Annotated in this window: 12 protein-coding genes and 1 pseudogene; 7 read left to right on the top strand and 6 right to left on the bottom strand. The window is 58.9% G+C overall.

What is annotated here, in order from left to right:
* On the bottom strand, positions 1-272 hold a 272-nt coding region (locus tag AC4GMC_RS14535), incomplete at its 3' end, for a M24 family metallopeptidase (RefSeq protein ID WP_490391467.1).
* Between the two features lie 48 nt (positions 273-320).
* Complete coding sequence (gene sfsA, locus AC4GMC_RS14530) at positions 321-1,043, bottom strand: DNA/RNA nuclease SfsA (RefSeq protein ID WP_487876814.1); 723 nt, start codon at positions 1,041-1,043, stop codon at positions 321-323.
* Positions 1,044-1,091: 48 nt separating this feature from the next.
* On the opposite strand from sfsA, the gene AC4GMC_RS14525 reads away from it, so the two are divergent.
* Genes AC4GMC_RS14525 through AC4GMC_RS14510 form a run of 4 tightly spaced genes read left to right on the top strand, consistent with a single transcriptional unit; the run spans position 1,092 to position 4,013 of the window.
* Positions 1,092-1,823 carry a competence/damage-inducible protein A gene (locus AC4GMC_RS14525; RefSeq protein ID WP_487876813.1) on the top strand — a complete coding sequence of 244 codons (732 nt, stop codon included), beginning with the start codon at positions 1,092-1,094 and terminating at the stop codon, positions 1,821-1,823.
* Entirely contained in the window at positions 1,820-2,536 is a 717-nt protein-coding gene (locus AC4GMC_RS14520) for a GNAT family N-acetyltransferase (RefSeq protein WP_487876812.1), read from the top strand. The genes AC4GMC_RS14525 and AC4GMC_RS14520 overlap by 4 nt, the downstream gene beginning before the upstream one ends.
* Before the next feature lie 5 nt (positions 2,537-2,541).
* Positions 2,542-3,111 (top strand): peroxidase-related enzyme, encoded by a 570-nt coding sequence (locus AC4GMC_RS14515; RefSeq protein ID WP_487876811.1) that lies wholly within the window; start codon positions 2,542-2,544, stop codon positions 3,109-3,111.
* The gene (locus AC4GMC_RS14510; protein ID WP_487876810.1) at positions 3,108-4,013 is read left to right on the top strand and encodes an OmpA family protein; all 906 of its coding nucleotides are present in this window, start codon (positions 3,108-3,110) and stop codon (positions 4,011-4,013) included. The genes AC4GMC_RS14515 and AC4GMC_RS14510 overlap by 4 nt, the downstream gene beginning before the upstream one ends.
* 67 nt (positions 4,014-4,080) lie before the next feature.
* Here the strand turns inward: AC4GMC_RS14510 and AC4GMC_RS14505 are convergent, their stop codons facing one another.
* The 4 genes from AC4GMC_RS14505 to ilvD form a co-directional block, all read right to left on the bottom strand.
* Positions 4,081-4,986 (bottom strand): LysR family transcriptional regulator, encoded by a 906-nt coding sequence (locus AC4GMC_RS14505; protein ID WP_487876809.1) that lies wholly within the window; start codon positions 4,984-4,986, stop codon positions 4,081-4,083.
* A gap of 148 nt (positions 4,987-5,134) precedes the next feature.
* Entirely contained in the window at positions 5,135-7,150 is a 2,016-nt protein-coding gene (locus AC4GMC_RS14500; protein ID WP_487878874.1) for an NADPH-dependent 2,4-dienoyl-CoA reductase, read from the bottom strand.
* A gap of 92 nt (positions 7,151-7,242) precedes the next feature.
* Complete coding sequence (locus tag AC4GMC_RS14495) at positions 7,243-8,091, bottom strand: hypothetical protein (protein ID WP_487878190.1); 849 nt, start codon at positions 8,089-8,091, stop codon at positions 7,243-7,245.
* Positions 8,092-8,179: 88 nt separating this feature from the next.
* Positions 8,180-9,913: a dihydroxy-acid dehydratase gene (ilvD, locus tag AC4GMC_RS14490; RefSeq protein WP_487878191.1), complete on the bottom strand. Its 1,734-nt coding sequence runs from the start codon at positions 9,911-9,913 to the stop codon at positions 8,180-8,182.
* Positions 9,914-10,106: 193 nt separating this feature from the next.
* Between ilvD and AC4GMC_RS14485 the strand changes: the two genes are divergently transcribed.
* From AC4GMC_RS14485 to AC4GMC_RS14475, 3 genes and pseudogenes are all read left to right on the top strand, one after another.
* Positions 10,107-10,928: a CPBP family glutamic-type intramembrane protease gene (locus AC4GMC_RS14485; RefSeq protein WP_487878192.1), complete on the top strand. Its 822-nt coding sequence runs from the start codon at positions 10,107-10,109 to the stop codon at positions 10,926-10,928.
* A 154-nt stretch (positions 10,929-11,082) separates the two neighbouring features.
* Positions 11,083-11,994 (top strand): fatty acid desaturase, encoded by a 912-nt coding sequence (locus tag AC4GMC_RS14480; protein WP_487878193.1) that lies wholly within the window; start codon positions 11,083-11,085, stop codon positions 11,992-11,994.
* A gap of 97 nt (positions 11,995-12,091) precedes the next feature.
* Positions 12,092-12,221: pseudogene (locus AC4GMC_RS14475) on the top strand (acetyl-CoA carboxylase, carboxyltransferase subunit beta); the annotation flags it as partial.

The following is a 12,221-nucleotide window of genomic DNA, read 5'->3' as shown; positions in this document are numbered from 1 at the left end:
GGGATGCCATGACAGACCACATGGTTGATCGAAATGCACGAGGCGTGTTTGTAGCCTTTGTACCCAATGGTGGCGGATGTCGCCCCCGCCGCGTTCACCTGATCCTCGATCGCCTTATCAAGCGCCTCGGTGGTCACGCCAGGCACAACCAAAGGGGCGATATCGTCAAGAATTTGGGCGGCTAGTTTGCCTGCCGCGTGCATGCCAGCGAAATCCGCGTCCTCATGGATACGGATACCATCTTTGGTCAATCTGCCCCGGTAGTCATCCACGGGTATGCTCCTTCAACTTCATCTTTTCACTACGCCTTTTGGGACGATTTATCCAGTGGCGGGGTCGTGTAATTCAACGGGCAAAGCGTCGCTGAGCCAAATCCCTTTGGCTGAGATTTGGGTGCCGTAGCACAACATCTCAACCCCTGCATCGCGCGCCGCATCGAATGCCGCTGCATAGGCCGGATCAAGGTCCGCCGCCATACGTAAGCGTCGACAATCGGTCCGCTGCACGAGGTATAGCATCACTGCCCGGTGCCCTGCAGCCGCCACATCCGCCAATTCACGCAAGTGTTTTGCACCGCGCGAAGTCACGGAATCCGGAAACTCCGCCCAATCGCCATCACGGCACAGGGTCACATTTTTCACTTCGACATAGACATCGGGCAATGCGGCCTCTGACAGGAAAAAATCCACGCGGCTTTTCGTGCCATAAGGCACCTCTGCGCGGATTTGGCCGTAGCCGGCCAATTCGACCACCTGCCGGCCATGCAATGCCTCGCCCACCACACGGTTCGGCAAAGAGGTATCGATGCAAACCATCTGGCCATCCGGCAATTCGCTCAGCCGCCAGCCGTATTTGAGCTTTTTCTTGGGATCATCGTTTGGCTCTACCCAAATTGGGGTGCCTGCATCCTTGAGGCCCATCATCGAACCCGGATTGGGGCAATGGGCGCGCGTCTCGGTTCCGTCCGGCAGTCGGATATCGGACAAAAAGCGATTGTAACGGCGCAGCAACGTGGCGCGGATCAAAGGCGTGGCAAACTCCATGGCCTCGCCCTATACCCTTGTTTAACAGACAACAAGGGAGGCCCGAGCATGGCCCAATCCGCAGCAAACCCAACAGCCGCAATGTTGGTGATCGGCGACGAAATTCTGTCCGGGCGCACACGTGACGCCAATATGCACCACCTTGCGGGACAATTGACGGCCCATGGCATCGACCTGACAGAGGTCCGTGTGGTGTCTGATGATCAACCCGCCATTGTTCGCGCCCTGAACGCACTGCGCGCCGACTATACCCATGTGTTCACGTCCGGCGGGATCGGGCCGACCCATGATGATATTACAGCCGACGCCATCGGTGCAGCGTTTGGTGTCCATGTGGATGTTCGCGATGATGCCCGTGCCCTTTTGCAGGCTCACTATGATCGCCAAGGTTCTGAGCTGAATGCCGCCCGCCTGCGCATGGCACGCATCCCCGATGGCGCCACGCTGATCGACAATCCAGTCTCGGTGGCACCCGGTTTCACTCTTGAAAACGTGCATGTTATGGCCGGTGTGCCCAGCGTGTTCCAAGCGATGGTGCAAAGCGTTCTGCCCACTCTGACCGGTGGTCAGCCGCTTGTGTCGCGGACGCTGCGGATGATGCGCGGCGAAGGCGATCTTGCGGGCCCCTTGGGCGCGGTGGCGGCCCAATACCCGGATATTTCCTTTGGGTCCTACCCCTTCCAGAAGGATGGCGTCTATGGCGCAAACCTTGTGCTGCGCGGCCCGGATGAGGCGGCACTTGATGCGGCGATGTCAGCCCTCGAAACGGCCCTTGCATGACCAAGACCGACTACTTTGATGTCATCGATACGACATGGCCCGCGGAACGTTATGTGACCGAGGGTCCATGGCGCCTGCGCCAGACCAAAGGAGCAGGCAGCCGAGTGTCCTCTATCTCGGCCATTGAACCCTGGGCCGAGGCGGATATTGATCGCGCCATCGCTGCGGCCCATGCGGTTCAGCAGCGCCCCCTATTCATGATCAAATCCGGTGAAGATCACCTGGATGAAGCCCTCGCCGCGCGTGGCTATACCGTTGAGGACCCATCGGTCATCTACGCCCTGCCCATCGCCCCCCTGATCACCGAGCCGCTGCCCTACGCCAAAGCCTTTGCCATGTGGCCCCGCGTCGCGATTATGGATGACCTGTGGGACAACGGCGGCATCGGCCCCGCACGCCGCACCATAATGGAGCGTGCGACTTGCCCCAAAACCACCGTTCTAGGCCGTGCGGGTGACCGGGCGGCGGGTGTGGCCTATGTCGGGCTACACGGCAAAACAGCCATGATGCACGCCGTTGAAGTGGCCTCTGCCCATCGCCGCCAAGGCGTATCCGCATGGATCCTACGCGCTGCGTGTCATTGGGTCGCCGCAAATGGCGGAGATGAAATTTCCATGGTCACGACCCGCGCCAATGCCCCTGCCAACGCGGCCTATACTTCCCAAGGCGGCCAGCTTGTGGGACACTATCATTACCGACGCGCCCCAGAGTGAGACCGATGACGCCAACCGATCTACCCACCGCCCTTGATCTACCGCAGGCTGACCTGCCGGCCGAAACGCAACGCTACTTCGACATTTGTGTCGAAAAGTTGGGCTTCGTGCCAAATGTGCTGCGTGCCTACGCCTTTGATATCGAAAAGCTAAACGCATTCACCGCACTTTATAACGATCTCATGCTCGCGCCATCCGGCCTGTCCAAGCTAGAGCGTGAGATGATCGCAGTGGTCGTTTCCGCCGAGAACAAATGCTTTTATTGCCTCGTGGCGCACGGAGCGGCGGTGCGCCAGCTGTCCGGCCAGCCCGAACTGGGCGAGGCGTTGGTCATGAACTACCGCGTGGCAGACATCACCCCACGCCAACGCGCCATGCTTGATTTCGCCGTCAAGATGACATGCGCCTCTGCGACTATCGAAGACCCCGACCGCGCGGCCCTGCGCAACGCGGGCCTCAGCGATCGCGACATCTGGGACCTTGCAGGCGTGGCCGGCTTTTTCAACATGTCGAACCGGGTGGCATCGGCCACGGCCATGACGCCAAACGCTGACTACCACGGACAAGCCCGGTGAAAGGCGCCGGGCCTCTGGCCGCCGCCCTTTTGCTGGGTGGACCAGCACTTGCGCTGGACTTGGCGGTGCCCGGCGACATCCGTTTCCGTGAAACATCGCCGCTTGCGGTGCACTCTCTGGCCATCGGGCCAGTAGAACAAGGCACCGTCCCCGTCACCTCGCGTGAAGGGGCGCACACCCGATTGATTTGGGGCGTGGACAGCTATGCCAGCAGCACAGCCCTATTGGCGCAATTTCGTGAACAGATCCAAAACGACGGGTTTGAAGTGGCCTTTTCCTGCGCCACCCAATCCTGCGGTGGCTACGACTTCCGCTTCGGGATTGAGGTTGAGCCTGCGCCCACCATGTTCGTCGACCTAAGCGATTTTCACTACCTAACAGCCACGAACGCCACAGATGATGCAGTTCTAAGCCTTTTGGTTAGCCGCGCGGGCACTGGCTATATGGTGCAAATGGATGTGATTGGCGGCGCGACCGCGCCCCCTGCCCTGACCGTGACCAAATCCACACGGATCGACGCATCCGGCATTGGTGCCACATTACGCGCAGAGGGTGTCGCGATCTTGGATGATGTGGTGTTTGACACCGGGTCCGCCAGCTTAGCGGCGACAAAATTCACCTCACTGGAGGCACTGGCCCAACATCTGGCGGCCGCTCCGGGCGACGCGGTCGCGTTGGTTGGACACACGGACGCCGAGGGCGATTTGGAACCCAATGTTGTCTTGTCCGAGGCCCGTGCCGAGGCCGTGCGTCAGTACCTAATCACAAAACTGGGCGTGTCCGAAGACCAAGTCGCCGCGCGCGGCATCGGTTTTTTGGCCCCCCGCGCCAGCAACCTGACCCGCGAGGGCCGCGCCCAAAACCGACGCGTTGAGGTCATCCTAACGAAGACCGCCGACTAAACTGAGCAACAAAAAACGGGCTGGAACATTTCCAACCCGTTGAAACTATTTTTTCGTGCGTCGGGACTTACCATTCATCCGGCCCACGGTCCTTGAACTGCTCTACCAAAAAATCAATGAAGGCGCGTACTTTCGGCTGCGTGTAGCGGCCTGGCGGGTAGACAGCGTAAATTCCATGCGTCTCAACAGGCAAGTCTTTGATAGCTGGCTCTAACAGGCCCTCGCGCAGCGCATCAGAATAGAGGAAGCTTGGCAGAAATGCGATGCCCAAGCCGTTAATCGCCGCGTTCAACAGCGACTGCCCGTCATTTACAGTCAACCATCCAGCGGATCGCACCTGACGTTTTTCGCCCGAAGGGGCCGTCAGTTTCCACACATTCCCGCTGGCTTGGTTTGAATAGTGTAGCAGTTTATGCTCATTCAGATCGTCGATCTTTTCAGGTCGGCCATATTCCTCAAAATACTTCGGTGAGGCGATCATCATTTTGTGCGTATCGGCCAGCTTACGCGCCCTAAGAGAGCTGTCCTCCAGCTCACCAATCCTGACGGCCAAGTCGAACCCTTCGGAGATTAACTCAACGTAGCGGTTGTTTAAGACCATATTAACCGTGATGTCCGGAAACTCATGCAAGAAGCCACCTAAGGCAGGCGACAAATGGTTAACGCCGAAATCTGTAGCCGCTGATACCCGCAACAGCCCCGAAGGCGCGGATTGCATGGCCGTGACCAGTGCATCAGCCTCCCCCGCATCGTTCAAGACACGGCGGGCACGGTCGTAGTAGGCTAGGCCGATTTCAGTCGGGCTCACCCTGCGTGTTGTGCGGTTTAACAGTCGTGCGCCCAGACGCGTTTCCAGTGACGAGACGTGCTTTGAAACTGCGGATTTTGAAATCCCCATCTTTTTGGCCGCATCTGTGAAGCCTCCCTGATCGACGACTGTCGCGAAGGCCTCCATTTCCGTTAAACGATCCATTTGTCACCTCAGACACACGAGTTGCAGTGACCTCGTTATCCCCCCCAATTGGGGCGAAGCTGTGCCGCTGCGGAGCCATTAACAGGGTTCTTTAAGGGATGCTTAATGGCGCCTAGAGGATCATTGTTGCCATATAATGGTTAACAACTCATAGCGTGACGGCCAGTCGAGTGCCTTGATCAATAGCCCGTTTCGCGTCCAACTCAGCCGCTACATCCGCTCCGCCGATTACGTGACACGCAACACCCTTTGCCGTCAAAGCCTCAGCCAAAGACCGCTCAGGCACCTGCCCCGCACAGAGCACAATGGTATCGGACTCAATCAGCCGCAAATCATCACCAACGCGGACATGAACACCCTGTGCATCAATTCGCTCATAGCTGACACCGGCAAGCATTTTGACCTGTTTCATCTTAAGGCTTGCACGATGGATCCAACCTGTCGTCTTGCCCAATCGCCGGCCAATTCTCTCACTTTTTCGTTGCAACAGAGTGACTTGCCGGGCGGGCGCACTGGGTTGCGGACCTTCGGGTGCAACCCCCCCACGGTGAAGGGCCGGATCGCTCACGCCCCATTCCTTTTGCCAAAGCGTAGGTACTTCGGTCGGACTATCGCCCGCGTGCGTCAGAAACTCCGCGACGTCGAACCCAATGCCACCGGCACCGATAACGGCCACACGTTTACCGACCTGCGCACCGCCCGCTAGAACGTCGATATACGTCACAACGTTGGGACCATCCTGCCCCGGGATCTCTGGATCGCGCGGTGTGACACCTGTCGCGATAATAACCTCATCAAATTGGGTTAACGCATCAACACTTGCGGCAGAATTAAGGCGCAGATCAAGACTTAATCTCTCAGCCATTGTCTCGAACCATGCCACCAATCCGTGGAATTCTTCCTTGCCCGGAATGACTCGTGCCATGTTCAATTGCCCACCAATTCGGTTAGACTTTTCAAAAATCGTTACGCTGTGGCCTCGTTGTGCCGCGGTCATGGCCGCTGCCATGCCAGCGGCTCCTGCCCCGACGACGGCAATCCGCCGCGGCGCGGAGGCAGGCTCAACCGCGATCTCCGTTTCGTGGCATGCGCGAGGATTAACCAAACACGAAGACATCTTCCCGCTGAAAGTGTGGTCCAAACAGGCTTGGTTACAAGCGATACAGGGCGCGATCTCATCGGCCTGCCCTGCCATTGCTTTTGCCACGAAATCCGCATCCGCAAGGAACGGTCGCGCCATAGATACCATGTCCGCGCACCCGTCGGCCAAAACACCCTCTGCCACCTCCGGTGAGTTAATCCGGTTAGAGGTAATGACAGGAATAGAAACCTCGCCCATTAACTTTTGCGTCACCCAAGTAAACGCACGGCGGGGCACTGAGGTGGCAATGGTCGGGACGCGGGCTTCATGCCAGCCGATGCCCGTATTAATAATGGTGGCGTATTTCTCAACCGCACGCGCAAGCTGCACGACCTCGTCCCAGGTGGAACCGTTTGGTATCAGATCGATCATGCTGAGCCGATAGATCACAATAAAATCGTCGCCCACCGCAGCACGCACCCGACGCAGCACTTCCAGTGGCAACCGCATCCGGTTTTCATAGCTGCCACCCCAGCGATCCGTACGACGATTGGTGTGCGTTACAAGGAACTGGTTCAGGAAGTACCCCTCAGAGCCCATGACCTCGACCCCGTCGTACCCTGCTTCGCGCGCCCGAGCAGCAGCGGTCGCTATGTCAGAGATCTGTTTCTCAATCCCCGCCTCATCCAACTCCGTTGGGGCAAAGGGTGAGATTGGCGATTTTACCGGCGATGGCCCAACGCAATTTGGGCTATAGGCATAGCGGCCTGCGTGCAGAATTTGCATCGCGATCTTACCGCCCTCTGCATGGACGGCGTCCGTGACAGTTCTGTGGTTCGCAATATCCTCGGGCGTGAACAATCCCGCCGCGCCCGGAAACACACCGCCCTCGGCATTCGGAGCCATACCACCCGTCACGATCAACGCGGCCTGCCCCCGCGCACGTTCTGCATAGAATTGCGCGACCCGGGGCCAATCCTTGGTTTCCTCTAACCCCGTGTGCATTGACCCCATCAACACGCGATTTTTCAACGTGGTAAAGCCCAAGTCCAACGGTGCCAGCATATGCGGATAGGCGGTCATGTGTCTCTCTCCCCGGTTTGGACCAGACTGTCAGAGGGCAGCAAAGCCGTCACCCCGAACGCAGCGTCATGAGAACAGATAGAACGAGCAGATCACCCGAACAGGCGACGCAAAAACCCAATCGGTGGAAAGGCTGGCTGAGTAGCTTGGGGGGTGGTGACTGTAGTGGGTCGCGCCACAGGGCGGCTCGCGGTCGGCGCAACCTGCACAACCGCATTCCCCCCATCCGGACGCGGCAGCGGCCGCAACTGCGCCCCCAAGCCCGCAGGCGTGGCCCCCCCTTGCGCAACGGTTGCGCGAACATCCGACCCACGCCCCACGCTTTGGGTCCGGATACGGTTGGCAAAGCGTGTTAACACGCTCAGGCTCCGCTCAGGGCTAAGCGCGCTGCCCTTGAAATCCAACACCGACGCGGAGACCACACGCCCATTCACCTCGAAGAGAGCGCGCCAATGGGTTGCGTCGATATTATCGACCGGCGCAGGGCTTGTATCGCGCGCATGAACGTAAAACACCGGCCCACGTGCAAAACTCTCGATCACGTCAACGGTACGCGGATCCCCTGCACGGCTTAGCGCCGCCCGCCCAGCATCCCCCTCAAAAAAGATCGGCAAAGCGGGATCGTTGCTATCAAATGTGAAATTCGGGTCTGAAGTGGCGACTGTCGCGGTCAGAACCGCTTCGATCCCCGGTTGCGGGGCGCGACCATCGCCCGAGATAGCCGCACAATTGCCCATCATCACAAAGGGCACATTTCCCACTGTTCGCGTGCTTTTGGGATCAACGCAAAAGCCGCGCGGCCCCGCCACGACAACCGCGCCATCGGCGACGGTGACTTGCATCTGTACAGGGATACCTCGGCTAGCAGCCAAGAAATCCGCGCACCCGGACACAAATACACACGCGCTCAAACACAGCGCAGTTTTAAGATACCTACTCATGCCTTGCCCCAGCACTGTCACGGTTTTTTACCGCTTGTCTGCGGTCACCATGGCCAGTGCCGGGCGGCGTTTCAAGGTTCTTGCGGACCTACAGGTCCATATAGATGTGCTCTTCCTCAGCAGCACCGGGGTGTGTGACCGCGCCTTTTCGAGCACCACCCACGAGCTTTGCGTATTTATACAAAGCGCCGGACGCGTAGATCGTTTTGCGCGGACCTGTCCATGCAGCCTTGCGTGCTGCCAGTTCCTCGTCGGTCAAGTCGACCGACAATTCACCGGTGATGGCGTTGATCGTAATCATGTCGCCGTCTTTCAACAGCCCGATCGGGCCGCAATGCGCAGCCTCGGGGCCGACGTGACCCACACAGAACCCACGTGTCGCGCCCGAGAACCGACCATCGGTGATCAGCGCGATCTCTTTGCCAACACCCTGCCCCGACAGAGCCGCCGTTGTGGCCAGCATTTCACGCATACCGGGTCCGCCAGCGGGGCCTTCGTTGCGGATGACAAACACTTCGCCCATTTCGTATTCACGCGCTTTCACGGCGGCAAACGCATCTTCTTCGCATTCGAACACGTGTGCAGGGCCGGTAAAGACTTGGTCCTCGGGCGCGATCCCTGCGACCTTTACGATGGCGCCTTCGGGCGCAAGGTTGCCCTGCAAGCCCACAACACCACCAGAAGCCGTCAGCGGCTTTTCAACTGGATAGATCACGCGGCCATCAGCTTCGCGGGTGATCTTGTCCAATTCCTCACCCATGGAAAAGCCAGTCGCAGTCATGCAATCTTCGTGCATCAGACCCGCTTTGCGCAGTTCCTTCAACACAACAGGCACGCCACCAGCTTCATACAGGTCTTTGGCGACGTATTGCCCACCGGGTTTCAGGTCGACAAAGTAGGGCGTGTCGCGGAAAATCTCACACACATCCATCAGGTCAAAGTCGATGCCTGCTTCATGTGCGATCGCGGGCAAGTGCAGACCAGCGTTCGTGGAACCACCGGTACAGGCCACAACACGCGCCGCGTTTTCCAGCGACTTCCGGGTCACAACATCACGCGCGCGGATGTTTTTCTCAATCAGGTTCATCACGGCAATGCCCGATGCGACGCCGTATTCATCACGGCTCTCGTACGGGGCTGGCGCGCCGGAAGAGTTCATGAGCGCAAGGCCAATCGCCTCAGACACACAGGCCATAGTGTTGGCGGTAAACTGGCCACCACATGCGCCTGCCGAAGGACACGCCACACGTTCCAGAACTTCCAACTCAGCATCGCTGAGGTTGCCCGCTTGGTGCTTACCAACGGCCTCAAACACATCCTGGACGGTCACGTCTTTGCCCTCTAGCCGACCCGGAAGGATCGAACCACCGTAGATAAAGACCGAAGGCGTGTTCAAACGCACCATCGCCATCATCATCCCCGGCAGGGATTTGTCACAACCAGCCAGACCCACAATCGCGTCATAGCAGTGGCCGCGCATTGTCAGTTCAACCGTGTCAGCAATCGCATCGCGCGACGCGAGCGACGACCGCATGCCTTCGTGGCCCATCGCGATACCGTCGGTCACGGTGATCGTAGTGAACTCGCGCGGCGTGCCTTCGGCTTTTTTGACACCGATCTTAACGGCCTGTGCCTGACGGTTCAGCGCGATGTTACAAGGTGCTGCTTCGTTCCAGCAGGTGGCGACGCCAACCCAAGGCTGGTGGATTTCTTTTTCATCCAATCCCATCGCATAAAAATATGAGCGATGCGGCGCGCGTTGCGGGCCTTCGGTCACGTGGCGGCTGGGAAGGTTGGTTTTATCCACCGGACGGTTGGTCATCGGGTCTCTCCTCACATACTCTTGGGCGAAGCAATACCCGCCAAGGTTCGGACAAACAAGCGCGATTGCCGCACCGGGATTGATCGCTTATCTGACACCTATGACCGACCTTACCCACCCAAATAGCCCGCACGCGCGCTTTGTGGCGCCCGCCCAAAGCCACCCACACCTTTGGCGGTTGCTGGTGGGGATAATGCTGATCATTGCCGTCTATTTTGGCGGTATTCTGGCCCTGCTGGGCGTGATCTGGGCCAGCGCGGGTTTTGACGCGATGGTCATATGGTCGGCGCGGTTGACGGCGGGCAACACCCCCGGCGCCGTTTTGTTGGTATTGGCCACCTTTAGTGGCATGGCGATTGGCCCGATGATCGCGGCCAAAGTCCTGCACAAACGCGCCGCCGCCACAGTGTTCGGGCCATGGCGCGGTGTGCTGCGCAGCTTTGGGCTTGGCGCAGGGGTGGTCGGCGCGATCATCGGATTGTCGATCCTGTTGATTGATCCGGGCTACATACCGGTCCCAAACGTCGCGACCTCTGTTTGGCTGATGTTTTTGCCACTCGCTTTGGTGGGGTTGCTCATTCAAACCGGCGCAGAGGAAATCTTGTTTCGCGGATATCTCCAACAGCAGTTGGCCGCGCGATTTAGGTCCCCGCTGATCTGGGCCGTCCTGCCCAGCGCGATCTTTGGCCTGCTGCATTTCAACGCCAGCGCGGACGCCAGCATAGCGTGGCTCACGGTGGCCGCGACAGGTTTGTTTGGGCTTTTGGCCGCGGACCTGACCCGAGTGACGGGGAACATTGGCGTGGCTTGGGGGTTCCACTTTGCCAACAACGCCTTCGCGTTGCTTATTGTGGCGCTGGATGGGCCGCTATCGGGCCTCGCGCTTTACACAACCCCCTTCACCGCGGCTGACACCGCAACGCTGCTGCCACTGATTGCGCGCGATATGGCAGTTACCCTCTCACTCTGGGCCGTGCTGCGGGTCGCGATCAGGGTCACAACTTCGCGGACCTAAGCCTGGTCTTTCGCAACTTTTGGTTGCGCGATCGTCAAATTCCAGCATAACTCGCTCAGTCGCGCCGAACCTGTGCAGCCGCGCCAAAGCGGCACGCAGTCAAAACAGGCCCGCGCGACCCCCACATAGCCCCTGGACGAGGATAGGTAGCACCATGACGTTGCGCGACGAGGCCCCCACTTTGGCCCTATTGATTACCGTGTACGCAACTTTTGCCGGGCTCACACTGGCCGCCACGTCCCTACCGCTATGGCTCATCATAGCCGCGTTGGCTGCAACCATCGGACTGCATTCCTCCCTCCAGCATGAGGTCCTGCACGGCCACCCGTTTGGCAACCAGACGCTCAGCGATGCGACCGTTTTTCCTGCGCTGGGGCTGTTCATCCCTTATCTGCGGTTCAAGGACACCCACCTAGCCCATCACTACGACCCCAACCTGACAGACCCCTACGATGACCCTGAAACCAACTACATAGACATCATCCACTGGAACGCCCTGCCGGCATGGCGCCAAAAGCTAGCGCTGTTCAACAACACGCTCATCGGGCGGATGTTGATCGGGCCGATCCTTGGCCTTGTGCCGTTCTACACCAGCGACCTGCGGGCGATGTTGGACGGCAATCGCCGGATCTGGGCCTCCTACGGGTTGCACATGATCGGCGCAGCTATCCCGTTGGCTTGGGTGCTTTGGGGCACATCACTGCCGCTCTGGGCCTATGTGCTGGCCGCATACGGCGCGATGTCCCTGCTGAAAATCCGAACCTATCTAGAGCATCAAGCCCATGAACGCGCAGCCGGACGGTCCGTCATTATCGAAGATCGCGGCCCCCTCGCGCTATTGTTCTTGAACAACAACTACCACGCAGTGCACCACGCTCACCCCGGCATCCCATGGCACCAACTGCCTGCGGTGTTCAACAGCCGCCGAGAGCGTTTTTTGGCCCGCAACGGCGGCTACACCTTTCGCTCTTACCGCGATGTCTTTGCCAAATATCTGCTAACGACCAAGGACCCAGTGGCCCACCCGATGTGGACACAGGCGAACCGAAAACACCCCCACACCTAGGCCTGTTCTGTCTGCATGCACACGTAACAGGCGACAGTGAATTGCAAACTTCGCTCACACTGGTTATCTGACCAAGAACTGAGCGCGAAGGGCCCCCATGAACTGGATTTCCAACTACGTCCGCCCCAAGATCAATTCCCTGTTCTCCCGCAGGGAGATCCCGGAGAATTTATGGACCAAATGTGACGAATGCGGAACGATGCTGTTCCACCGCGAGCTGAGCGATA

It is taken from the genome of Thalassobacter sp. (assembly GCF_982993085.1).
This window is presented reverse-complemented; position numbering and strand designations above follow the sequence as displayed.

What these genes read in the sequence shown, in the direction of transcription:
- sfsA (WP_487876814.1), bottom strand. Translation starts at nt 1,043, where the DNA reads ATGGAGTTTGCCACGCCTTTGATCCGCGCCACGTTGCTGCGCCGTTAC.
- AC4GMC_RS14525 (WP_487876813.1), top strand. Translation starts at nt 1,092, where the DNA reads ATGGCCCAATCCGCAGCAAACCCAACAGCCGCAATGTTGGTGATCGGC.
- AC4GMC_RS14520 (WP_487876812.1), top strand. Translation starts at nt 1,820, where the DNA reads ATGACCAAGACCGACTACTTTGATGTCATCGATACGACATGGCCCGCG.
- AC4GMC_RS14515 (WP_487876811.1), top strand. Translation starts at nt 2,542, where the DNA reads ATGACGCCAACCGATCTACCCACCGCCCTTGATCTACCGCAGGCTGAC.
- AC4GMC_RS14505 (WP_487876809.1), bottom strand. Translation starts at nt 4,986, where the DNA reads ATGGATCGTTTAACGGAAATGGAGGCCTTCGCGACAGTCGTCGATCAG.
- AC4GMC_RS14500 (WP_487878874.1), bottom strand. Translation starts at nt 7,150, where the DNA reads ATGACCGCCTATCCGCATATGCTGGCACCGTTGGACTTGGGCTTTACC.
- AC4GMC_RS14495 (WP_487878190.1), bottom strand. Translation starts at nt 8,091, where the DNA reads ATGAGTAGGTATCTTAAAACTGCGCTGTGTTTGAGCGCGTGTGTATTT.
- ilvD (WP_487878191.1), bottom strand. Translation starts at nt 9,913, where the DNA reads ATGACCAACCGTCCGGTGGATAAAACCAACCTTCCCAGCCGCCACGTG.
- AC4GMC_RS14485 (WP_487878192.1), top strand. Translation starts at nt 10,107, where the DNA reads ATGCTGATCATTGCCGTCTATTTTGGCGGTATTCTGGCCCTGCTGGGC.
- AC4GMC_RS14480 (WP_487878193.1), top strand. Translation starts at nt 11,083, where the DNA reads ATGACGTTGCGCGACGAGGCCCCCACTTTGGCCCTATTGATTACCGTG.